The following is a 23,534-nucleotide window of genomic DNA, read 5'->3' on the forward strand; positions in this document are numbered from 1 at the left end:
TGTCGACGGCGTGGTGGGTGTGCGGTCGGGTGGCGGCGACGACGAGCATGTCGTCGGCGATCGATTCGCCGATGCGGTAGGCGAGAAGTGCGGTGCGTGCTTCGGCTTGGCGTGCCAGCCGTTGGGTGGTGCGGGCGACGTCGTTGAGTTCGACGCCGGAGAGGTGGCCGATGGTGTCGAGGTCAGCGGCGGTGAACGACAGGGGCGAATCAGGGGACGGTGACGTCGGGACGTGGTCGCCGTTTATGTTGTCGATGATGTCGGTCATGGCCACCCCCTTTTCGCCGCTATGTCGTCGATCGCTTATGTGTTCGATCTGACAACAACGCTACAGGGTGGGTACGACAATTCGGACACGCGGAAAACTCAGTCGGCGAGCCCCGGCACCCACTTCTCCATGATTGCCCGGTAGGGAGCCTCGGCGTCGAGTTGCGAGGCGATGCCGACGCAGCCCGCGAGGACACGGAACACCATCACATACTGCTTGGGCACGTTGAGGTTTCGCGATGTCTTGTACACGTCGCCCCGCACGTCGGTTGCCTTGCCCGCGGCGCGTTGGAGCCACTTGCGGGTGAAGTGGAATGACTCGGTGTAGAGCGGATCGACGTAGGGCTTCAGGTAGGCCTCGATGTCGGTGGGGCTGACCCGGTCGGCGCGGGACCGCAGGATGAAGCCTGCCTTGATCATCTCCTCGGTCAGCTCGTCGTACTGCTTGTCACGAGCGAGTCGCAGGATGGGACCGGTTTCGGGAGGTAGACCGTTGGGGTAGTGGCCGACGGCGCCGAAGTCGAGTACGCCGAAGCGACCGTCGTCGGTAATGAAGAAGTTGCCCGGATGCGGGTCGCCGTGCAGCAGTCCGACGCGGAACGGCGAGCTCACCTCGAACGTCGCCATGCGTGCGGCGGCCTCGTTGCGGGTGGCCTGATCGCCGGAGGTGATGATTTTCGACAGTGGTGTGCCGTCGAGCCACTCCGACACGACCACCTTGGGCGCGCTCGCGATGACCTTCGGGATGACGAAATCGGAGTCGCCGTCGAATGCCTTCGCGAAGGCGCGCTGGTTGTCGGCCTCGCCGAGATAGTCGAGTTCGGCCTCTGTGCGGTCGATGAGTTCGTCCATCATCGCTTTGACGTCGGTCCCGGGCGAGAGTTTCTGCAGCAGTCCCGACATCCTCGACAGCGTCTTGAGGTCGGCCTTCAACGCGTGGTCGGCGCCGGGATACTGCACCTTGACGGCCACTTCGCGGCCGTCGGACCAGACGCCCTTGTGGACCTGACCGATGCTCGCCGATGCCGCGGGCTCGTCGGAGAATTCGCGGAAACGCTGACGCCACTTGGTGCCGAGTTGTTGGTCGAGAACCTTGTGGACCTTCGGCGCGGGTAGCGGGGGAGCCTCGGCCTGCAGTTTGGTGAGTGCTTCACGGAAGGGTTCGCCGAACTCGTCGGGGATCGCGGCCTCCATGATCGACATGGCCTGGCCGACCTTCATCGCGCCGCCCTTGAGCTCACCGAGCACCGAGAACAACTGATCGGCGGCCTTCTCCAGGAGCTCCTGGTTGACCTCGTCCTTGTCTTTTCCGACCATCCGTTTGCCGAAGCCGGCGGCCGCTCGACCTGCCATACCGATGGGTAGCGTCGCCAACCGTGCGTTGCGACGATGCTGCCCGCGTGTGATGTCGGTCATGGTTTTGTGGTGTCCTTTCCCCATCACAGGATAGAGGACCGACCTGAGGATCGGCCTCAGCCATCAAGCCCCATCACCCGGCGGCGACGTCGTATTGGCACCGGCACAACGGATGCGGAACCCACGTTTTGGTGACGATCCTCGTCGTCGGCTCGGAATGAAGTTCGACGGTGCGCCCGAACAGCTCGGGTGGTCGCGCGCCCAGGGGTGCGCAGATCGCCACGGACAGTTGCTCGATGTGCTCATGGGCAAGGGCGGCGGTCGCCCGAACCGTGGCGGGCCGGCCGTGACCGGAGACCCGCACCAACTGCGCCGCGACGATCGGCCACTCGGGGTCACGGTCAGCGCGATGTAGGTCGATGCACGACAGGCAGCTCGTGAGTCCCGGCAGCACCAACGGTCCGACGATCCCGACCCCGTCACGCATCCGCACCTGAAGATGAGGCCGTCCCGCGTCCATGAGGCCGGAGACGAGCATTGTGTCGTGCACGAGGTAGTCGGTGAGCACCACCAGATCCGTCGGCCACCCCGACACCGGATGCTCGGGCGACGGCCGTCCGCTCGACCGCGTGACGGAGAAACCCGAGTCGGCCAGGGACGTCGCGAGATGCGAGCCCAATGGCCCCGAGCCGTGGACGCGGATGCGACGCAGCCGGTCGTCGATACGCCGAGGCGACGCCGCAAGTCCCTGCAACGCACGGCCCGCCGCGACCAGATGTTCGAGCAGGGTGGACAGGTCGTCGGGCGTCAGGCCTGTCGCGGCGAGATCGGTCGTGACATCGGACATTCGCTGTGGACTCTCGAGCTTCACGAGTAGATTCGCGAGTTGCCGCGCCGACACCTCGCGGTCGAGTTCGACCACGATGCCGCTGTCGGGGCCACTACCGATCTGCAGCCGATTTCCCGGACGGATGACCACGACGGTGCCCGGAATGACAACCGGCAGAGACTCATCCGACTCAACTGCAATCGACTGAGGGGCGGCCGCCGTAGGTGTCAGCAGTTCACGTGCACGTCGCGCCATGCGGCAACTCTGCCAGCAGAATCGGGGCGCGTGCCGAGCAGCGCGACGTTATCCACAGCCGACGCAGCGCGCCGGCCTTCATGCACAGATGTCGAGGACGTCAGGCGTTGCCGTCGTCCTTCTTGTCATCGCCGGACTCGCCGTCGGACTCGGGCTCGTCGCCGGAGTCTTTCGCTGCCTCTTCGGCGAGCGTGCGCTCCAGTTCGGCGATCGCCTCGTCGATGCCGCCCACGTCCCCGCCGATGACGCGGTCGATGAAGCCCGCGGGATTGTCGAGGTCGTCGGCGTCGGGCATCAGATCGGGATGCGCCCAGACGCCGTCGCGATTGTTGATGTCGCTGGCCTCGGCGAGTTGGCGCCACAGGGCCGACGCCTCGCGCACCTTACGGGGACGCAGCTCGAGTCCGACGAGCGTCGCGAACGTCTGCTCGGCGGGACCGCCGGACGCGCGACGTCGACGCATGGTCTCGGTGAGCGCGGCCGTGCTCGGGATTCGATCAGAAAGTGCTTGTGACACAACCTGTTCCACCCAACCCTCGACGAGGGCGAGCAGAGTCTCAAGCCTGCTCAGCGCAGCCTTCTGCTCGGGAGTCGTCGTGGGCTCGAACGACGCCGACGAACTCATCAGCTCCTCGAGCTTCGACGGATCGGAGAACAACTGCGCCGGATCGATGTTCGCGGTGAGGTCGGTGATGCCGCTGAAATCGACGGTGATGCCACGCGCGTACTCCTCGACCGTCGCGAACAGACGCTGACGCAGCCACGGCACATGCGTGAAGAGGCGCAGATGTGCAGCCTCACGTGCGGCGAGGAAGACGACGATCTCCTGTGCCGGCTGCTCGAGTCCTTCGGCGAACGCCGCGATCGCCTCGGGGAGCAGCACGGCCTCACCCTCGGGTGCGAGGGGCAGACCGATATCGGTGGAGGTGAGAACCTCCTTGGCCAGTTGGCCGAGTCCCTGACCGAGCTGGGTGCCGAAGGCCATGCCGCTCATCTGGGTCAGCATGCCCATCATCGGGCCAGCGAACTGCGCTGCCTCGGGAGGCAGATTCTGCTCCCAGGTACGCGAAAGCTGTTGGGCGACGGGATCGCAGAGGCGCTTCCACGTCGGCATGGTCTCCTCGAGCCACTGCACCGGGGTCCACGCGACAGACTTGCTGACGCCACTGGGAAGTGTGGTCGCGTCGTCGAGCCAGACGTCGGCGAGACGCACAGCGTCGGTGACGGCGTTCGTCTCCCGCTCCAGGACTGGGGTGAAGTTCCCGATCTGCTGGCGGGCGAGATTCGACGCGAGGTCGTAGTTGACCGGCCCCGATCCCTTGCCCTGACCACCGAATCCGAAGGTCCCCGAACCCATCCCGCTGAGCATGCTCCCGAGCTGGCTGAACACCTGGCCGAGTGCCGCAGGGTCGAGGGACTCACCGCCGAGCGCGAAGCCGAACGGGTTCTGTGCGGAGTCGCCGCCACCAGAGGCGCCGCCGGACGCACCGCTGCCCTTGTCGTCGCGGTTCTTGTCGCGGTTGTTGTCGTCACCGTCGCCGGACGGGGAGAAACCGAAGGGCAAATCACTCATGGGTTCCACGGTACCGTCCGAGTCGACCGTGGGTGACCTGCGAGCCGTTCGCCTTGAGCGTAGTTCGCTCAATGATCTTCGACGCTGCGCGGCGTCGACTCAAGCGCGCCTGCTTGCGCCTGCCTGCATATCCCGCTCGCGGCGTCGATTATGGTGGGCGGAATGACAGGTCCCGCAACGATGGTGCGGCAGCATTCCCGCCGAATCGCCACCATCGCAGTGACGACGCTGCTCCTACTCATTCTCATCGTCGTCGGCACAACGGTGCAGGTGCCCTTCGTCGCCCTCGGACCAGGTCCGACCGTCAACACGCTGGGCAAGCTCGACGACAAGCCCGTCGTCGACATCACCGGTACCCCCGTCGACCCGACGAACGGAAACCTCAATCTCACGACGGTGTCGGTCAGCGACGGCCTCACCCTGTTCGACTCGATCCGTCTGTGGGTCTCGGGCCGCTACACCGTGCAGCCCCGTGAGCAGATCTTCCCGCCCGATCAGACGACGCAGCAGGTTCAGGAACAGAACCAGCAGCAGATGACCGGGTCGGAGAGCACCGCGACCGCAGCTGCGCTGCGCCATCTCGACCGTCCGACCAAGCTGATCGTCGACTCCGTCGCCGCAGACGGACCGTCGTCGAAGGTGCTTCGGCAGGGCGATCAGATCCTGTCGGTCGGCGGGGCGGCGGTGTCGACCTCGGAGGACGTGCAGTCGGCCGTACGCAAGCAGAAGCCGGGTGCGCAGATCCCGATCGAGATCGATCGCGCAGGCACCAAACAAACCGTGACGGTCACCACAGCCGCTCGTCCCGACGACAACGACGTCGCCTACATCGGACTCACCCCGGATGTGGTCAACGCTGACCCCAACCTGAAGATCTCCTACAACGTCGGCGACATCGGCGGACCGTCAGCGGGTCTGATGCTGACCCTCGCGGTGATCGATCGCCTCTCGCCCGGCGAGCTGACCGGCGGCAAGTTCATCGCGGGCACCGGGACGATCACCGACGACGGCACAGTTGGCCCCATCGGCGGGATCACACACAAGACCCTCGCCGCCCGCGAAGCAGGAGCCACCGTCTTCCTGGTGCCGGAACGCAACTGCACAGAAGCCAAGTCCGACGCTCCCGACGGCTTGCAACTGGTCAAGGTCAACTCACTCGACTCCGCGCTCTCGGCACTCGACGACGTACGCGCGGGCAAGGACGCACCCCACTGCTGATCCGGCGTCGACCCCGCTGAGTTCTACCCCTGCGCCTCGCGGTCGTCGAGCGTGGCAGCTAACGCCGACTGCAGCGTCGATGCCAGTTCTGGATGCGTGAGCAATTCCATCGGCGCGTCGGGATCGTCGTCGGGGGCGGGCTGTAACCGCATCAGCGACAGCGTTTTTCCACCGCGCAGGGCGCCGACGGCCAGGCGTGCTGTGCGGGCCGACGGATGTTTGCGGGCCGCGGCGCGCGCTGCGGACTCGCTCGCGGCGGGATCGGCGAGGAGTGGTTCGAATGCGGAGTCGAGGTCGCCTTCGGCATCCGGCGGCAACACGACGATCTCCAGAACCAGCGCCACGCCTTCCACCGGCGGGCTCCACGTCGCCGTCGCCAAGAACTCCTCGAGCTGTGCGTACGGTTCGTCGCCCGCGGAGACCTCGAGTGGCTCCTGCGCGACGGGACTAAGCGCGGAATCGTCGTCCTCGGCGACCAGGCCCGGATTCTGCTCGGCGATCAGACTCGTCGGCACCAGAGCGAACAACTGCGGCGGCTGACCCCACCCGCCGAGTTCGACGTGATCGAGTATGTCGTGCAGTGCGCGGCCGAGATCGTCGGGGGAGAACTGGCCGAGGTCGGTGTGCTCGTCGGTCATGGCTGTCAATACTGCCTCGTGTGCCACGAAGACGTACCGGGACCATGGGATCCGATGGCTCTCGCGCGAGGACAGTACAGTGAATGCCACGATCGCGCTGTGAGGTGCGGCAGCCCCGGAGATGTCCGAAATGACCGAACCGGGTACGCCCTGCAATGATCGCGCTGAGAACAACGATCGCACCGAGAACGATGGCACTGGGAGAGTGGGTTAGTGGGCGTACGCGGGCCGGCGGGCATGCCGACACTGTCGCGCAGAAGCAAGATTGCCATCGGGGTGGGTGTCGCCATCCTCGTGGTGTTGTTGGTGGGGCCACGGCTCGTCAGCATCATCACCGACTGGCTGTGGATGTCCGACGTCGGATACACCGAGGTGTTCTCCACGATCGTCTGGACACGCATCGCGCTCTTCCTGATCGTCGGCGTTCTCGCCGGCGGTCTGATCTTCGGAGCCGTTGCGCTGGCTTATCGGTCGCGTCCGGTTTTCGTGCCCGCGAGCGGTCCGAATGACCCACTGGCCCGGTACCGGGCCTCGATCATGGGCCACATCCGCTGGTACGCGATCATCCCGCCGATCCTCATCGGACTGATCTTCGCGCTCGTCGCGCAGGGGTCGTGGGCCACGGTGCAAACCTTCCTGCACGGAACCGAATTCGGGCAACGCGACGCACAGTTCGGCCTCGACGTCGGGTTCTACGCCTTCGACCTCCCGTTCTATCGGTTCGTGCTCAACATCCTGTTCGTGGTCGTGGTGATCTCCTTCTTCGCGAGCCTGATCACCCACTACCTCTTCGGCGGCATTCGTCTCGGTGGCGGAGGCAACTCGATCACCAACGCCGCGCGTATTCAGTTGGCAGTCCTCGCGGGAACCTTCTTGGTGCTCAAGGCGGTGTCGTATTGGTTCGATCGATATTCGCTGTTGTCGAGTCAGCGCAAGCAGGAGATCTTCACCGGCGCGAGCTACACCGACATCAACGCGGTGTTGCCGTCGAAACTGATCCTCATGGTCGTCGCGATCATCTGTGCCGTCGCATTCTTTGCGGGCGCCGTGATGCGCGATCTGCGTGTCCCTGCGCTCGCGACCGTGCTGATGTTGTTCACCGCGCTTGTCATGGGCGTCGGTTGGCCGCTGGCAATGGAGCAGTTCTCGGTCAAGCCGAACGCGGCCCAGAAAGAACTCGAATACATCCAACGCAATATGGATGCGACGAAACAGGCGTACGGCCTCGTCGACGGGACCAACGTCGAATATCAACGCAATTGGACACAACAACCGGCCGATCCTGTCGCGGTCAACAATGACAGCGCAACGCTGTCGAACATCCGCGTCCTCGATCCCAACGTGATCGAGCCCGCATTCACCCAGCGTCAAAAACTCAAGAACTTCTACGGATTCCCGACGCAGCTCGCCGTCGACCGCTACACCGTCGACGGTCAGCAGCGCGATTTCATCGTCGCCGCACGCGAACTCGATCCCAGCAAGTTCGACGCCAACCAGCAGAACTGGATCAACAAGCACACCGTCTTCACACACGGCAACGGATTCATTGCCGCGCAGGCGAACACCGTCGACGAAGCGTCGTCGGATGCCGAGAGTGATCGTGGTGGTCTGCCGGTGTTCGCGGTGAGCGACCTGGAGAATTACCAGACAGAAGACTACAAGGCCAATGCTCCGATCAAGGTGAGCCAGCCGCGCATCTACTTCGGCGAGCTGATCGCCAAGGTTGATCCCGACTACGCGATCGTCGGCTCCACAGAAGGCGACCGCGAGTACGACCTCGACGGCAAGAACTACACCTACAGTGCCGATTCGGGTGTCTCACTTGGCAACTGGTTCAACCGGATCCTCTATTCGGTCAAGTACACCGAACGCAACATCCTGCTGTCGAACGCGATCAACTCCAACTCGAAGATCATCTACAACCGTGACCCCCGCGACCGCGTCAAGAAGGTCGCACCGTGGCTCACCGTGGACTCCAAGACCTATCCGTCGGTGATGGCCGACGGGTCGATCAAGTGGATCGTCGACGGCTACACCACCCTTGCGACGTACCCGTACGCGCAGAAGACCTCGCTGCAGGATGCGACGACCGACGCCCAGGAGCTCAACCGCGGACAGACCGGCAGGACGCAGGTCAACAAGCAGGTGTCGTACGTGCGCAACTCGGTGAAAGCGACCGTCGACGCCTACACCGGCAAGGTGACCCTGTACGAGGTTGACCAGAACGACCCGGTACTCAAGACCTGGATGAAGGTCTTCCCCGGAACGGTCAAGCCGCGCAGCGACTTCGACAAGCAGGAAGATCTCAAGCAGCACGTGCGCTACCCCGAGGATCTGTTCAAGATCCAGCGTGCGCTGTTGTCGCGCTACCACGTGTCGGACCCGGGAACGTTCTTCCGCAGCAACGACTTCTGGTCGATCCCGAACGACCCGACAAAGGATGACGCGACCCAGCAGGGCCTGAGCCAGCCGCCGTACTACTTCACCGCGGCCTCGCCGCGTGGGCCGCAGGCCGAGTTCCAGTTGACGACCGTGATGAACGGCTTCAACAGCCGATTCCTCTCGGCGTACATGACGGCGTCGTCGGACCCCGACGACTACGGCAAGATCACCGTCAAGACGCTGCCGACGACCAAGCAGACCGTCGGACCGCAGCAGGCACAAGAAAACATGAAGAGCGCCGGACCCGTGGCATCCGACCGAAAACAGGTCGAGGACACCACCAAGGTCACCTACGGCAATCTGCTCACCCTTCCGGTGGGACAGAACGGCGTGCTCTACATGGAGCCGATGTACACGCAGTCGAAGACCGACGACTCCGCGATACCGAAGCTCTACCGCGTGCTGGTCTACTTCAACGCGGCCAGCGACGAGGCCCGCGTGGGCTACGCGGCGACGGTGGCCGAGGCGCTCAAGCAGGTGGGCATCTCGCCCGCCCAGGCGACGACACCCGAGAACGGGCCGGTCGATGTCGGCAACGATGGCCAACAGCCGATCGCGCAGCCGACACAACCGACCCAGCAGGGCCCTTCGTCACCTCAGCGTGAGGCCGCGGTGAAGGAGATCGGTGCTGCACTCGGCCAGCTCAAGGATGCGCAGACCAAGGGCGACTTCACCGCCTACGGCGAGGCGCTCGACCGGCTGAACAAGGCTGTGCAGCAGTACGAGTCACTGCCCGCGGGTAACTGACCTCAAGCAACGGTGATTCTCGGCGTCGGACCATAGCGGTCCGACGCCGAGTTTCGTTGTGGGTCCTGTCTTGCCGGTCTCATCGTGCGCCCAAATGTGCTCTGGTGCACTGAATACCGTGTTTCACGGGACCATCACATCGGTCCTTCACGATGCAAGCATCGTCGATGCCGATGGCTAATGTGACAATCGCGAGTGCTCGATTCGCCGGGTGCCGATTGTTCGTTGGGGAGGTCGGGGAAGATGCCACCGCTGAGTCGGCTCGCTCGAATCCAGATCGCTGTGCTGATCATCGCAGGGCTTGTGGTGTCGATCTTCGCAGGCATTCGCTACGTGCATCTCAATCGTGTTGTCGGCGTGGGGATCTACACGGTCGACGCTCATCTACCGGAGTCCGGCGGCATCTTCACCAACGCCGAGGTCACCTATATGGGGGTCCCCGTCGGTCGCGTCGGCACACTGGCGCTCAGGTCGGACGGGGTCACCGTGCCGCTGATCCTCGAATCCTCCGGGCCCGACATTCCCGCGAATTCGGTTGCCGTGGTGGCGAATCGGTCGGCTATCGGTGAGCAGTATGTCGATCTGCGCCCGCAGTCGGGGTCCGGACCATTCCTGCACGACGGATCGGTCATCACCAAGACTTCCGTCCCGCCGCCGATCGAAGACGTCGTGTCGTCGGCGCTCGACTTCACCTCGTCGATTCCGATCGACGATCTGCACACCGTCATCACCCAGCTCGGCGCGGCGTTCAACGGACAGGCGGATAACCTCACACGGCTCGTCGACTCACTGGGCAAGCTCTCGCGCGCCGGGGTTGACTCACTGCCGCAGGCGATCTCGCTGATCAATTCGGCAGACTCCGTGCTCGCGACGCAAGCGGTGCAGTCGGATCAGATCCTGGCTTGGTCGCGCAGCCTTGATCTGATCACCGCGACGCTCGCATCGTCGGACCCCGATCTGCGCAGACTGCTGACAACGGGAACGACTTCGGCCACGCAGATCTCCACACTCATCCAGCGCAACGGTGGCGACATCGGCAAGGTGGTCGGGCAACTCTCCGAGGTTGCGCGCACCATCGAGCCCGCGGGCTACAACATCGGAAACACCTTCGCGATGCTCAGTCTGCTGTCGGCGCAGGGGCATACGACGGCGCCGGGCGACGGTCAGATCCACTTCGGCGTCGTCCTGGAGACCAATAACCCGCCGGCGTGCACGCAGGGCTACGAGTCGACCGACGCGATGCTCGCGCGTGTTCGACGTGAGAAGCCGAACTTCGACATCAACTACGACGAGTTCCCGTTCAACACCGAGGCGCGCTGCACAGCGCCCTTCGGTAACCCGACGGCCGTCCGTGGCGCACAACGAGTCTCGACCGCCAACCCTGACACCCCGCAGCCGTGGGACTCGACGCCGAAGAAGGACCCCGACAAGCTGAATCTGAACCCACTCGCTCAACAACTCGCGGGTCTGATGGGCGTGCGGTCGGCGGGGTGATTCGGGCAAATGTGTCGTCGGTCACCACCACGCACGTCGACCCCACTTTTCGACGCATCGCCGCAGTTCAGCAGGGGTGGCGCAATGGATTTGCATCTGCGCCGAACGCACCTGTAACGTGGTGTTCACCAACGCGGGGTGGAGCAGCTCGGTAGCTCGCTGGGCTCATAACCCAGAGGTCGCAGGTTCAAATCCTGTCCCCGCTACGAGAACCGGCCCGCTACCAGCGGCGAGACAATCGCCAAGGTAGCGGGCCGGAATACTTCTCAGCCCCAACGGGGCGAAAACGGGACGCTTTGCGGTGTGCACTAGGGCAAGCGACGGCGGGCGTTCTCATCGGCCACACACCGAACGCAGACGCGCGGCGGATACGGCGGCACGGCGTCATCAGCGAACGGGACACCACAGTCACGGCACACGATGAGTTCACCGTCGGCATCCCGCGCCAGATGCACCCGACGTCTACCGGCGACCATGACGACGACCGCGACACGCCGATGCACGACACGCCGATACCCCAAATCGCGGAGTGTGGCGCAGATCACAGGCGGGCGGCGGCGGGTTAAGCGTTCCCGCAGGTAGGGCACTATATGTCGACATGTAGGGTCTCCTAACTCGGTTGGTTTGGTCTCTAAGCCCGGCCCACCTTGGCCCACCTTGTTACAGCTTCGGCGGGAGGCTCACGAGAACGCCCGGCGACCCCGCGCCGACCGCTTGGATCGTGACGAGTTCGCCGGAACCAATGAGGTTGTCGAGGACTTCGGCGGCACGCTTGCGGTTGCGCGAGCTAAAACGGCGTAGCAGCTTGCCGCGCGGCAAGCCTTCGCGATTGTCGGCCAGCACGGCGAGCAGCCTGTCGACAATGCGATCCTGCTTGTCGGTCTCGGTCTCTGCGGCGTAGTCGGCGCGTTCGATGGCAGCTTGGGCGCGGGCGATGTTCGCGCGGCGTTCGGCATCCTTGGCGGCGGCGAGTAGCCCGTCGCGGGTGCGCTTGGACATGTCGAGGACGTACCCGGCGCGGTCCCAATCATCGAGTGTGAGGGCGAACTGTGCGCCGCGACCGTCGAGGACGGCGAGCAGATACCCGACACGTAAGCGCAGTTCGTTGCGGTAGGTGTCGAGCGGGTCGCTTATCGGTTCACGCTTCGAGACACGGGCGTAGAACGATGTGCGGACAATACCGAGGTCGCCGCCGACCTCATCGGGTAGCGCGATGAACTTGCCGCAGGTGTGCCGTCGCGGTCGGCGGGGTCGCGGTCATCGAGTACCCAAGGGATAGGGACTTCCAGCGGCGGGACCGAGCCGTTACCGCCGACCTCATCGACCGGTGGCATCGTCTCATCTTCGCCGTACGCCCACAGGAACCGTTGGGCGGTGCCGCCGGGGTCGTTGAGCAGTGGCCCGAGCTTTTCAGGCTGGCACTCGACAATCATGCCGAGGGTGTATGTTCCGGCGGGCACGGTCACCGACGATGACGTGTCGGCGTTCTGTGACCCGAGAACACCGGAGTTGAACGCCGACCGCAACGTCGGGAGCAGCGTTGCACCTTGCCGAGACCCGCGAGCAACGAACGTTTCTACCTCATCGACGGCAATGAACCCGCGATCCCGAGGTTGGCGGACACCGGCGGTCTCATCACCCTTGGCAGGCTTGGGCATGTCACCGGCGAAGAACCGCGCCAGCCCTTCGCCGGTGGGAATCGGCATCAGCGTCGGGTCGCGGCGGGTGCGTGATCCGGCGTTGACGAACACAACCCGGCCTTCGGCGGTGGACGTGGCAACACCCTTACCGCCGCCAGAATCGCCCACAATGGCGGCGAAGATATTCAGCGGCGGTGTACGCCCGCCGACAATGGCCGGTAACCGGATGCCGGGATCGAGAACCGAGGACAACCGCGCCAGGACCGCGAGCAGCGTTGCATACGGCGATGCCGATTGAGCGAGAGCGCAACGGCGTATGTGGTCGAGGGCGGGCGAGGACGACCAGAACACTTCGGCGGCGAGCTGGTCTAGCTCTGCGGCGGTTTCGGCATCGAGAGCGTCGTCGTCATCGAGTTTGAGGGCATCACTGTCGTGGTGTCCGGTGTCGACGCCGACGGTCGAGGGGTCGACGTCCACTAGGTCGGAGTCGACCAGACCGGCGGCGATGTGGTCGGCGGCGTCCTTGCCGTAGGCGGCGTGGACTACCGACACCGAGACCGCGCCAGCGGCCAGGGCCAGACCCCATACGTCGCGGGCGTAGTTGTTCCCGGCGGTGTCGTTGTCGGCAACGATGACGACCGGGTGCCCGGCCAGCGGTGACCAGTCGGCGCGGTGCGGTGAGTTCGCACCGTGAGGGGCGGTCGTCGCCAGCGAACCCCATTGCGAAGTGATTGCGTCGCAATCCTTTTCGCCTTCGGTGACGTAGACCAGTGCGCCGGGGTCGGCGGTGAGGGCGTCTCGGTTGTAGAGCGGGTTCGGGTCGCCGTCGACGTGGGCGGCGTTGTACTTCGGGATGAACGACCCGGCGGCCTTGCCGACGTAGCGGGGAACTGTGCGGTCGGGGTAGACGTAGGTGACGCTTCGGCGGTTGTCGAACAGATCACGCGGGGTCAACCCGACCGAGGCCAGGACGAAAGCGACCGGGGCGGCGGGATCAACGTCGGGGCCGAGGGTCGACTCGACGTGTGCGAGCACGTGGCCGGGTATCTGAGTAAACCGGGCGAACCCCGGTTTTCCTTCGAGGTCGACCAGGCCCACGGTGTCACTCACCGGTTGCCAGGTGCGCCCGGCCTTGGTGAACGCTTCGCGTACCCGGTCGAGGGCGGTCGTGTTGTGTGCCATACTGGCCTCACTTTCGAGTGATTGAGTAGTGGCGGGGGCCGATTCGGTTCGGTCCCCCGCGAGATAGGCCACCGGGACGGCACCCGGTGGCCTATCTGTTTTCATGCGAACGGGCGCGGATCGCCGTGGTTCACCCACATGCACCAACGGTTCGGCGTCTGGTCGAGGTGATATGCGACGTCGAGACGTCGAGAGAGCACGGAACGACGACCGCAGGCACTACAGCTCACTAGCGGGTCGCCAGCGGCCAGCGATTCAAGTAGCACCCCGACCACATCGGCAGGATCGGCGGCGGGATCACTCATGCGACAACACCAATCTCGCCGAGGCGGGCGGGGCCGGTCTCATCGAGTCGGCGAACCTCATCGGCGGCAGGTAGCGGCAGGTCGGCGGCGTCGAGCAGTTCACCCACGCGGGCGGCGATAGCGTCGTTGTCGCGGCGAGCGGCCAGGCGTTCTACGGCGGCGGCGCGGATCGTTTCGGCGCACAACCCGCAGACCTTGACGGCAATATCGGAGATGCCGGGCAACCCTTCGAGCGGGTGACGCTCACGCGCGGCCCACGATGCACTCACGCCGACGGGGGCCAGCCCGCACAGGTCACAGGAACGACCGATGCGCCGGTTGTGGTTATGTCGGCGGTCATAGACGCCTTGGGCGCAGGTGAGGGCGGCGTAGTGGTCGGTGAGCTTGTCGCCGTCGTGGGCGGCCCATGCCGCCGAGCCGGGTTCGGTGTCGGTGAGGAACTTCTCACGGACGGCGGTCGAGGCGGTGCCCGGCGGAACTAGATCAGTCCCCCAACCGCGCAGCAGCAGACCGGTTTTCGGTTCGACCATCTGTGACAACGCCGACCGGCGGACGCCGAGAGCATCGTAGTTCTCGACAAGCCAGGTCGGGGCGTAGAGGTCTCGGACCACGATCAGCGCCGCTACCCGGCCCGCGGCCAGATCAGACGCCGAGGGCACCACGGTTCGGTAGAGCATCGTGAGGAACCCGGCGACTCGCCAGGGCGCGAGACTGTGGACGTAGGTTCGCGGCATCGACACGAGACCCCAATCGGGGGCCGGTTCGGGTGCGTCGTGCCCGGCGGGCAGGTCACGCACGACCGGGGCGAGCTGGTCGGGATCGAGGGCGGTCACGGTAGGTGAGGACATGAGACGGTTTCCCTTCGAGGGTCGAAATGGATTGAGAGACAACGGAATTACACCCTTCAGGAACTACGGTCGGGTTGGGAGATGAGCCACGCATCGACGTCGACACGACGGAACCGCAGGTGCCGACCGACCGAATAGGCCGGAGGCCCCGAACCTGTCGACCGCCAGCGGTACAGTGTCGCCACCGGTACCCGCAGGTACGCGGCAACCTCACCCGTCGTCATTACTTCGTGTTCACGTGACATAAAGCGATACAGTACACGGATGCCGACGAATAGGATGCGATCCGTGAACACACCTGCCGACAATGCCGAGGAATACCGAATCCGGTTCGTCACCGAGACCGGGGAACCGTTGCACCACGACGAGCTGGAACCGCCGAACCCGATCACGGTCGAGTTCGAGCTAGACGACCACACGTTGCGCCTTCGCTTGGACAACGACGGTAAGAAACATCAGCTACGGCGCGTCGACCTCATCGCCGGTGAGGGACAACCGCATCTGCGAATCCGGGCACTCGCCGCGATACGCGTCGGGAGGCTGATCGACGTCGCGGCGCGCGCCATCGCCCACACCGAACGGCGCGGACGTTGGGATGCGCCGGTCACGATCCGGTTCGATGAACCCAACGTGCCGCTGACGGCGATCTTCTCCCACTTGGGATTGCCCGCGCCCGACATGAGCGGCGAGCTACCAGTCGCAGCGCCAGGAACCGACGAGATCGTCCGCAAGGCTGGCCCCGGTTCAGAGTTGGGGAGTTCGGCGGTCGGGGCGGTCGCCGAATATGCCTTGGCCCGGGGATTGTCTCGCAACGGGTTCGTCGGTGACTTCTTCGGCGTCAACAAGTCGACCGCGCAGTATTGGGCCGAGACCGCCGCCGCTAAGGGCAAAGTGAACATTGCCTAGAGCACCGCTTGCGGTCGGCACGTGGGGAACCATCACGAGGTCGAAAGCGCCGCAAGGATATTGGATTGCGCGGGCACGGTTTCGCGACTTCGACGGCATCACCCGCAAGGTGTCGGCGCGCGGTAAGAGCGGGGCCGAGGCCGAACGGCGGTTGCGTAAATCCCTTGGGGAGCGGGCGACGCCGACGCGTGAGGACATACGCGCGGACACCCGGCTATCGGTCGTGGCGGCGGTATGGCTGGCAGACGTCGAGGCGTCGGGCCGGGCGATCAACACCAAACGACGCTATGCCGAGGTTGTCGCGCTGCACATCACGCCCGGCGTCGGGCAGTTGCGGGTACGTGAGGCGACCGTCGCGGCGTTGGAACGGTTCATCAAAGAGCTGTTCGAGCGGGTCGGCCCGGCTACTGCGAAGCTCGCCAGAACCTGCCTCAGCGGCATCATGGGCACCGCCGCCCGACACGGCGCGGCCCCGCGCAACGTTGTTCGCGACGTCTCGACACCGGCCCCGCGACGCCCACCGGTGCGGGCGTTGACCGTCGATGAGGCACGCCGGTTTCGTGGTGCCCTACGCGCCGACCGCAAGGCGATGCGCGCCGACGTGCCCGATGTGGTCGACATGATGCTCGGCACCGGGGCCAGGATCGGCGAAGTGTTGGCGATCCGATGGACCGAGGTCGACCTTCTCGCCGAAGTGCCACACGTGGTCATCACCGGAACCGTGGTGCGAGAAACCGGGGTCGGGTTGATCCGCCAGGAACACACCAAGACTCAGACCGGGCGGCGGCGGCTGGCATTGCCGAGGTTCGTTGTCGGCGTACTTCTCGAACGCCAGGTGCGCGCCGACGATGACGCCCTGTTTGTGTTCCCGAGTTCGGTCGGCACGCTTCGCGATCCTACGAACTTTCGCGATCAGTTCCGCGCCGCCCGCGACCGCGCCGGGTTCGGTTGGGTCACCCCGCACACGTTGCGTAAGACCGTCGCGACCTTGCTTGCCGAGGGCGGTCTCGGTGACCTTCGCCTAGCAGCACAGCAGCTAGGGCACGGCGACGACACCACGACCGCCAGGTTCTACGTCGCCAGGACTGGAACCGCGCCGGACTCGCGAACCGTACTCGACACGTTCGGCGACTAGAACACGTTGCAAACCGAATCGGACATAACGCCCGCCAGGCAGTCGGATAACCGCAGGTCAACGGCCCGACGGTCGGTGGCACATCAGGTAGAACACGTTACAGTTCTTGAGAATCGCAGTGCGGCAACAGGTTTCGATCCGTTGGGTTCGAGTGCCCAAGGGGCCGAGCGACTGACGCGAATCGCTAGGACGGGCGCGGGCCGGTCCATCCGGTCGGCAGGCCCGAGCCGGTCGTCGGGGCGGTCGGCACCGGTGGCAGGGATGCGGGATCGAGGGCGTGGCGGGCGATGAGGTCGGCAATCACCGAGGCGTAGCGGGAGAGTTGGCGGCGTTGGAACGGCGACGGTCCCGCCGGTGCCACAGGATCACCGACGATCAGGATGCGACCGTGGAACCGCAGACCGCCGCCGCTGGTCGCGGCGGCGTACCCGGTCACGGTCGGGTTGAGCTGATTACTACCGGCGTCGAGGCTCAACGCCCACAGTTGCGCGCCGATCTGCACCCGCTGGAACGCATCGAGGGCCGGGGCGGTCGGCCCGACGATGAGCCGTTCATCTACTGCACCGCCGGGATGGACGACGACACCGACGGCGGCGGGAGCGTAGGACCGTCGCGGGCCGAGAGCGCCGACCGGGATCGGCGCGCCGGGAATGGTTTGCTTGGATAGCGACGGGGCGTGATCGAATCGGGGCGGCATCGTCTCAGTCTCTCGAAATGGATTACGGCGGTTCATATTCGGGACGCGCTAACGACGCCCTCGCAACACGAGACCATTGAGGCCCAATCCTCGAACGCGCAGACCAGGGCGTCGGGCGAGTGTGGGGAACCGGTGTCGGCGTAGTGGGCATCGAGGCGGTCGTGGGCGATCTGTGCGACCGGGGCGGCGAGACCGATGATTGCACCGGCTACCGAGGCCAGCGGCCCCAACGCGCCAGAGACCGACGACACGTAGCGCCCGGCCCGGCCTTCGGCGTCGGAGACGTAGCGGCGGGCGTCATCGAGCGATGACGTCGGGGCGGTCGAGGACAACCGAGGGGCCGAGAGAGCAACACGACGGGCATGTTCTAGTCGCGCTTCGAGATGTGCGCCTAGTTCGAGCACCTGCCCGAGTAGTTCATGTTCGCCATCGACCAACTCAGGAACCGAGAACGCCCGCCGACGCCGGAAGTCGGCAACCGTGGACGGTTCACGATCAGCGCGGGTGCTGGCAGCAACACCGACTGCGAACGTTGACAGGTTGGGGCGCGGACGGACCCGACCAGCGGTGTCGGTGCGGTGCGCTTCGGTTGTGCGGGCGAATCGCTGCACCACGGCGTCACCCAACGCCGACGCGTGGGGATCAGGGGCCGAATCGAGATGCACGAGACGCCGCGTTGCATGGGTCTCGACACCATCAACGAAATCGGCAGCAGACCCGACCGCCGCCAACACCGACGACCGGGCGGCGGCGATCCGGCGGGTGTGGCCCACCAGCTCAGCATCGAGAGACCGGCCAATATCGGAGGCGGACGGACCACCTTTGACGCGACGACCCATAGCCGCCGATTGTATCGACCTTTGTAGCAAGCCGCGGGCGATTCCGGCGCATACGATCACCACATGCCACAACGCGCAGGCGGAACACGACGCCGGGGACGTATGAAAATCATCAGCGACGCCGGGACCGAGGCGGCAATGGCCCGCGCGGCCCGCTCAACGCCACCACAACGGCCCACACGGCGCACCATCGACCCCGAGGCGCTGATCGAGGCCCGGCGCGTGTGGCGGGGCGTACAGCCGCGCATGTTCCGCGAGACCGTCGCACACTACGGGCCGGAGTGCATCGCGTGCGGCGCGACGGCGACAACCGTCGACCACGTGACGCCGCTAAGCCAAGGCGGCTCACCGACCAGACTCGACAACTGCCGACCGATGTGCGGGTCGTGCAACTCACGCCGAGGCGACCGGCCACTAGTTGAGTTCGTCCGGCAAGTACGCGCCGAGCAGCAGGACAACGGCACCCGCGACCGCCGCAACCGCCAGCCATCACGGAATTGGTTCGGCACATAAAACCCGCCGGGACACCGCAAGCCGCCGACGCAACCAGCCCCGAACCCAAACCAGCGCGCATCCCCAGCAATCTTTCCGGCGACCACAACGACAACCGCCAGCCGCGAACACCAACCAGACCCGCCGGAAAAACACGCGTTCTCAAATACGTGCCTTGACCAGCACAAACACAACCAGCGTAGACCGTCTCGAATCATCCCATAATCTGCGAAATCCGTTGCGCCCGTTATCTATTCGGGTTCATCACGCCAGAACGGCTCGAATCCGGTTGTGCCACTTTATGTTTCACCCCGCGTGAAAATAGCCTACCGGGGAAATCAAAGCGACCGGCGCGGGGGGCGGCTGGCAGGTCGCCACTCGAAAAAAGCCACGCATGTAACGTGAGAATCGTTGGCACGCAACAACATTCACACGTTGCGAATCCAACCACGTTGCGGCGCAACGATTATGGTCGCAAGGCGACCAACACCCCGCGCGTGGCGCGCGGTCGCCGCGCAGCGGCGACACAACAAGGAATAGATAGAGATTCTTTTTTCCTTCGCTTTGCCGCATAATACGGCCTCGCGAGCGAGTCCTTGCTCTAAGCGTAACCGGCCTGTCAAGTCACCGACCAGGGCCAGGGCCAGAGCCAGGGACGGGGACGGGGACAGAGGGCAGGGCACAGAACACCGCGCGAGCTGTTCGAGCAACAGTTGAGGGTGAGCAGATGCGGTTGGTGTTGCCCCTCGGAGGGTGAGCAGATGCGGTTGGTGTTGCCCCTCGGAGGGTGAGCAGATGCGGTTGGTTGTTGCCCCTCGGTCGGTGGTCGTTCGGCCACAACGACGACGCCCCGCCGACAATCTCGGCGGGGCGTCGTTATCCTCAGTGCGGCATTATGCGGTAACGCCGCGCTGAGATTGTCGGCGGTGGCGTTGGGCGGCGTCTATTCGGTTGCGGCCCGTAGGTGAGTCCGAGGTCTGCTAGGTGGCGTTGTGCGCGGTGCGGGCCGTACTCGGTTGGCTCACCAACTAGCACAACCGAACACGACGACGCCCCGCCGAACCATCGGCGGGGCGTCGCCTATTTTCGTCGGCGGGCGGTCGGCCAAACGGATGTTCGTCGTGAACGGGTCAGGACGAACATCGGTCGGCGGGCGGTCGGCCAAACGGATGTTCGTCGTGAACGGGTCAGGACGAACATCGGCGTCGCCTATTCGGTTTTGCGGACCTTCGAGGGCGGGCAGACGTTGAGAGTTCGAGAGACGCCCGGCGGCGAGAATGCGGGGCGGTTACGGGGCGGAAACGATGCGGAACGTTGCGGGTTACTGCGAAACGTTGCGGGTTCGGTTTCGCGGTTGTCGCTGGTCGGGTTAGGTTCGGTCGAGGTTGGCCGATAGTGGCATCGGTAACCCAGAGGTCGCAGGTTCAAATCCTGTCCCCGCTACTAGGAACCGGCCCCGCCGGGACGACGCAAATCGTCTCGGCGGGGCCGGATTCATTTGTGCCATTTGGTTCTCTGCCATCGCGAAACCATGTCACCGCGGGTAGGTGACGATCACCTGGCCGCTGCGCCGACTACGCCATTCCACCCTGCGGTCGGTGTGGAGCGTCGGTACCCACTCTCCAAGATGTTTCCGCTGGTGATCGGCCCGGCACAGTGGGATGAGGTCGTCGAGTACCGTCCAGCCGCCGGCCTCGGGGTCGGTGTGGTTGAAAGGTCGCCAGTGGTCGAGGTCGCACAGGTGAGAGGGCATGCCGCAGAACGGGTATCGGCACCAGGCGTCATTGGCGAGCACCTCGGCGCGCAACGTGGCGCTGGGTGCATAGGTCAATGCCCCAGGTGGTGGCACGGTGTGAGAACCGTGGCCGGTCGGATCGGCGGGTGGTGCTTGGGGTCGGTCGGAGATCTGCGGGATGAGTGGTCCGGCGGCACGTACGGATTGGGGGTAGTGAATGGTCTTCGCGACGTCGGCGAGGGTGGTCGCATAAGTGGGATCAATCGGCCCGTATCCCTGCAACCGGGGTACAAGCACACCGTCGGGGTCTATGAGCACTGTCAACACGGGTGCATCGGGCATCACCAGGGCTCGTCCGAATGGGACCGGCACCTCGGTCGGGGTAGGCGCGTCGGGAACCTCGGGTTCGGCGACCGAACCCACCGCATCGGTGGGTTCGGGTGGCAGTGCGTCCTCTGCTTGCGCGTCCTCGGCGTCGGCGAGAGTTTCTGCCGATCCGCTGTTGATTGCCCCGCTGCCCTTCGAGCAGGTGTCGAGGCCGCAGTCGCAGGTGAGGTGCGCTCCCGGTACACCGGTGATCTCCCCGAGCGCGATCACCCGCAGTAACCCGAGCCGACGGGGATCTTTGCGGCAGGTGCGTTCATCGATCAGCGCGTCGATCTGCGATTTGAGGAACACCCCATAGTGGGCGGGGATGACCGCATCCAGGTTGGAGTGGCCCGCAACCTCTGCGGTGATGGTGACGTCACCCACCAACTCGGAAATGGTGTCGCGTTCCTCGGTGACACTGTCGGGGCTCATCGAAATCAACGCGGCGTCGAGCTGTTGGGATAGCACCGGGTCGGTGGTGGCGCGGGACCCGTAGTCCAAGACGATCTCTTCGAACGACGTCTCCGAGTCATCACCCTCGATGTAGTCGGGATCGATGTCTCCACCACGTTGGGCGGCGCGCGCCATGATCGAGATCCGGTTGGTGGAGTAGTCGCCGTTCAGATAGGCGGCGCGGATGAGCGGGAATTTCTCGAGTAGATCCGCCAACGCCACCCAACTCCCGGCCTTGCTTCGAGAGACACCGAATTGCAGAGAGACTTCGGCCCGCCCGAGTTTCTCGGCATGCTCGATCACCGAACCCCACACACTGGTCTCGGACCGACCGGCGAGGTGCTCGCGATACACCTGCTCAGCCAGTGCCGCGCCCGCCAGGACCGTCCGGGCCTCGTGCTTGCGGGACTCGCGCAACAACTCCCGGCCGGTCTCGGTGAGCTCATCTCGCGACATGGATCTGATCGTGGCGGCGTCGGCATCCGGATCGGTGAACGTCAACACACTGGACATCTGAATCACCTCCCCTCCGCGGCGATCGAACTCATGGGCACAAGTGTACGAAGGGGTACCGACAAAACCGGCACGGCAGCGGCCGGGCCGGAGGAATCTGTGGATGACTTTTTTCGGCGCACCCCGCGCCCCACCAGCCGATCACCAGGCTGGCCACGGCGACGACCTTCCACCACGTCGACCCGCCGGACGACTGTTGTTGAGCAGCAATCGAGTTCGCATCGGTGGCCGACGCCGCGCCGTGTGCGGCGTCATGATCGCGCGACGCGGGGCCGAGCGTCACCACGGGTGCGGGATGTTCAGGTTCCGTTGCCACGTGATCTTTGAGACACGCTCGGAGCCGTAGGGCTGTACGTTCTGAAGCAGCCCGTCCACCCCGGAATCGGCAGTGTACGAACAGAACTGAGGGCGACCCCGGCCGGCAGCCCAACTCGATGGTGCGTCGAAGGAAGGGCCCGGGCCCGTGTCAGTTCGACCAGCGTGAGCATCTCGGGGGACGTCGTCGGGTGGCAGCTTCTCGATTTGCGGCGACTTGGTGGCGGGCCGCAGCGTCGGAATAGATTGCTGTCATCACACCTCCCCGCAGTGGATGCAGATGAACAACACCCGATTTACTAGACACCGGAGCGGCCGGTGGTGGCAGTCTTAGGCTCACGTCGATTTTTCACTTTGCGATGTGAGCGGCACACTTTGGCTTTATGTGAATTCGACAATCCGACGCGTTGATGGGCACCTTCAATCGGAGATTCGATATACTCATTCCGATTCGATGACAATGCGTGTGCTGTGAGTTGTAGGGGCAACGGGCGCACGGTCCGTCCGGGGGGTGAACCGTGCGGTCGGCAGCGTGACGTGTGCGAACACCGTGCACTGACCTGGTGTAGTGATGCTCGTCACTAAAGGGTTGCGTCGAGTCACGGGTGCCGCCGGGGTTGTCGGGTTCCGGCGTAATACGAGGGAGGGGACCGCCACTATGGCGACAAAGAAGATAGTCAGGTTCGTCGACGATCTCGACGGTTCTGAATTGGACGAAGCGGTGACCGTTGTTTTTGGTCTGAACGGAAAACAGTACGAGTTCGACACGTCACCTGCGCATGCGAAGGAATTCGCACAATCTCTTCAGAAGTATCTTGCAGTTTCTCGCGTTGCGAATGGTTCGGGCAACGAGCGACCCTCCAAGCGGGCGCATCCGCGCACGCAGGCGATCCGAGCGTGGGCGCGCGAGAACGGTTATGAGATCAGCAACCGCGGTCGCATCTCGTCAGAGATCGTGGCGGCATTTGAGGCTGCGGTCTGATATTTGCGGCTCGTGGCGCATCGTCGGGACTAACGTGGGGGTCATGGCGACCGACAAGCAAATCCACGAACACATCAACGACCTCATCGCCGAGGAGCACGAACTTCGTGCCAAAGTGGGGCGCGGCGACATCACGCCGGACGAGGAGAACGCGCGCCTGTCGAAGATCGAGGTATCTCTCGATCAGGCCTGGGACCTGTTGCGGCAGCGTCAGGCCAAACGTGACGCCGGCCAGGACCCCGACGCCGCGGCAACAAGGCCTGCCGACGTTGTCGAGAAGTACCTGGACTGAGCGCGAGAAGAG

At 64.7% G+C, this 23,534-nt stretch carries 20 protein-coding genes, 1 tRNA gene and 1 pseudogene; 9 read left to right on the forward strand and 13 right to left on the reverse strand.

Annotated elements, in window-relative coordinates; genetic code table 11:
- The 4 genes and pseudogenes from A5788_RS01180 to A5788_RS01195 all read right to left on the reverse strand — a co-directional run.
- Window positions 1–268: pseudogene (locus A5788_RS01180) on the reverse strand (HNH endonuclease); the annotation flags it as partial.
- 98 nt (window positions 269–366) lie between these two features.
- Complete coding sequence (locus A5788_RS01185; RefSeq protein ID WP_064870545.1) at window positions 367–1,683, reverse strand: ABC1 kinase family protein; 1,317 nt, start codon at window positions 1,681–1,683, stop codon at window positions 367–369.
- A 73-nt stretch (window positions 1,684–1,756) separates the two neighbouring features.
- Window positions 1,757–2,707 carry a hypothetical protein gene (locus A5788_RS01190; RefSeq protein ID WP_064870546.1) on the reverse strand — a complete coding sequence of 317 codons (951 nt, stop codon included), beginning with the start codon at window positions 2,705–2,707 and terminating at the stop codon, window positions 1,757–1,759.
- 100 nt (window positions 2,708–2,807) lie between these two features.
- Window positions 2,808–4,280 (reverse strand): zinc-dependent metalloprotease, encoded by a 1,473-nt coding sequence (locus A5788_RS01195; protein WP_064870547.1) that lies wholly within the window; start codon window positions 4,278–4,280, stop codon window positions 2,808–2,810.
- Window positions 4,281–4,460: 180 nt separating this feature from the next.
- Between A5788_RS01195 and A5788_RS01200 the strand changes: the two genes are divergently transcribed.
- Window positions 4,461–5,498 (forward strand): YlbL family protein, encoded by a 1,038-nt coding sequence (locus tag A5788_RS01200; RefSeq protein ID WP_064870559.1) that lies wholly within the window; start codon window positions 4,461–4,463, stop codon window positions 5,496–5,498.
- Window positions 5,499–5,521: 23 nt separating this feature from the next.
- Here A5788_RS01200 and A5788_RS01205 read toward each other — a convergent pair whose 3' ends face one another.
- The gene (locus A5788_RS01205; protein ID WP_064870560.1) at window positions 5,522–6,136 is read right to left on the reverse strand and encodes a PPA1309 family protein; all 615 of its coding nucleotides are present in this window, start codon (window positions 6,134–6,136) and stop codon (window positions 5,522–5,524) included.
- Between the two features lie 213 nt (window positions 6,137–6,349).
- Between A5788_RS01205 and A5788_RS01210 the strand changes: the two genes are divergently transcribed.
- The 3 genes from A5788_RS01210 (at window position 6,350) to A5788_RS01220 (ending at window position 11,025) form a co-directional block, all read left to right on the forward strand.
- On the forward strand, window positions 6,350–9,325 hold the full coding sequence (locus tag A5788_RS01210) for a UPF0182 family protein (protein WP_049698984.1): 2,976 nt from the start codon (window positions 6,350–6,352) through the stop codon (window positions 9,323–9,325).
- Window positions 9,326–9,568: 243 nt separating this feature from the next.
- Window positions 9,569–10,819 (forward strand): MCE family protein, encoded by a 1,251-nt coding sequence (locus A5788_RS01215; protein ID WP_064870561.1) that lies wholly within the window; start codon window positions 9,569–9,571, stop codon window positions 10,817–10,819.
- A gap of 132 nt (window positions 10,820–10,951) precedes the next feature.
- Window positions 10,952–11,025 (forward strand) — tRNA-Met (locus A5788_RS01220).
- 454 nt (window positions 11,026–11,479) lie between these two features.
- On the opposite strand, the gene A5788_RS01230 is transcribed toward A5788_RS01220, so the two are convergent.
- The 5 genes from A5788_RS01230 to A5788_RS24545 form a co-directional block, all read right to left on the reverse strand.
- Complete coding sequence (locus tag A5788_RS01230; protein WP_064870549.1) at window positions 11,480–11,818, reverse strand: hypothetical protein; 339 nt, start codon at window positions 11,816–11,818, stop codon at window positions 11,480–11,482.
- 131 nt (window positions 11,819–11,949) lie between these two features.
- Complete coding sequence (locus A5788_RS01235; protein ID WP_064870550.1) at window positions 11,950–13,641, reverse strand: hypothetical protein; 1,692 nt, start codon at window positions 13,639–13,641, stop codon at window positions 11,950–11,952.
- A 101-nt stretch (window positions 13,642–13,742) separates the two neighbouring features.
- Window positions 13,743–13,946 (reverse strand): hypothetical protein, encoded by a 204-nt coding sequence (locus A5788_RS01240; RefSeq protein WP_064870551.1) that lies wholly within the window; start codon window positions 13,944–13,946, stop codon window positions 13,743–13,745.
- The gene (locus tag A5788_RS01245) at window positions 13,943–14,794 is read right to left on the reverse strand and encodes a hypothetical protein (protein WP_156525420.1); all 852 of its coding nucleotides are present in this window, start codon (window positions 14,792–14,794) and stop codon (window positions 13,943–13,945) included. The genes A5788_RS01240 and A5788_RS01245 overlap by 4 nt, the downstream gene beginning before the upstream one ends.
- A 56-nt stretch (window positions 14,795–14,850) precedes the next feature.
- Window positions 14,851–15,039, reverse strand: coding sequence for a helix-turn-helix domain-containing protein (locus A5788_RS24545; protein WP_064870562.1), 189 nt, complete (start codon window positions 15,037–15,039; stop codon window positions 14,851–14,853).
- A gap of 43 nt (window positions 15,040–15,082) precedes the next feature.
- On the opposite strand from A5788_RS24545, the gene A5788_RS01255 reads away from it, so the two are divergent.
- Both A5788_RS01255 and A5788_RS01260 read left to right on the forward strand, forming a co-directional pair.
- Complete coding sequence (locus A5788_RS01255) at window positions 15,083–15,700, forward strand: hypothetical protein (protein ID WP_064870553.1); 618 nt, start codon at window positions 15,083–15,085, stop codon at window positions 15,698–15,700.
- A complete protein-coding gene (locus A5788_RS01260; RefSeq protein WP_156525421.1) occupies window positions 15,693–16,835 on the forward strand; it encodes a tyrosine-type recombinase/integrase in 1,143 nt (380 codons plus the stop codon). The genes A5788_RS01255 and A5788_RS01260 overlap by 8 nt, the downstream gene beginning before the upstream one ends.
- 184 nt (window positions 16,836–17,019) lie before the next feature.
- On the opposite strand, the gene A5788_RS01265 is transcribed toward A5788_RS01260, so the two are convergent.
- Both A5788_RS01265 and A5788_RS01270 read right to left on the reverse strand, forming a co-directional pair.
- Entirely contained in the window at window positions 17,020–17,532 is a 513-nt protein-coding gene (locus tag A5788_RS01265; RefSeq protein WP_064870555.1) for a hypothetical protein, read from the reverse strand.
- A gap of 32 nt (window positions 17,533–17,564) precedes the next feature.
- Window positions 17,565–18,305, reverse strand: coding sequence for a hypothetical protein (locus tag A5788_RS01270; RefSeq protein WP_156525422.1), 741 nt, complete (start codon window positions 18,303–18,305; stop codon window positions 17,565–17,567).
- A 129-nt stretch (window positions 18,306–18,434) separates the two neighbouring features.
- Between A5788_RS01270 and A5788_RS23990 the strand changes: the two genes are divergently transcribed.
- On the forward strand, window positions 18,435–18,884 hold the full coding sequence (locus tag A5788_RS23990; RefSeq protein ID WP_197494601.1) for an HNH endonuclease signature motif containing protein: 450 nt from the start codon (window positions 18,435–18,437) through the stop codon (window positions 18,882–18,884).
- 1,513 nt (window positions 18,885–20,397) lie between these two features.
- Here the strand turns inward: A5788_RS23990 and A5788_RS01280 are convergent.
- Window positions 20,398–21,933: an HNH endonuclease signature motif containing protein gene (locus tag A5788_RS01280; RefSeq protein WP_064870564.1), complete on the reverse strand. Its 1,536-nt coding sequence runs from the start codon at window positions 21,931–21,933 to the stop codon at window positions 20,398–20,400.
- Window positions 21,934–22,906: 973 nt separating this feature from the next.
- Between A5788_RS01280 and A5788_RS01285 the strand changes: the two genes are divergently transcribed.
- The gene (locus A5788_RS01285) at window positions 22,907–23,230 is read left to right on the forward strand and encodes a histone-like nucleoid-structuring protein Lsr2 (RefSeq protein WP_049698987.1); all 324 of its coding nucleotides are present in this window, start codon (window positions 22,907–22,909) and stop codon (window positions 23,228–23,230) included.
- A gap of 43 nt (window positions 23,231–23,273) precedes the next feature.
- The gene (locus A5788_RS01290) at window positions 23,274–23,522 is read left to right on the forward strand and encodes a DUF2630 family protein (RefSeq protein WP_049698988.1); all 249 of its coding nucleotides are present in this window, start codon (window positions 23,274–23,276) and stop codon (window positions 23,520–23,522) included.
- The last annotated feature ends 12 nt before the right edge of the window (window positions 23,523–23,534 follow it).

The sequence above is a fragment of the Gordonia sp. 852002-50816_SCH5313054-c genome, from assembly GCF_001665925.1.
GTDB classification, from domain to species: domain Bacteria; phylum Actinomycetota; class Actinomycetes; order Mycobacteriales; family Mycobacteriaceae; genus Gordonia; species Gordonia jacobaea.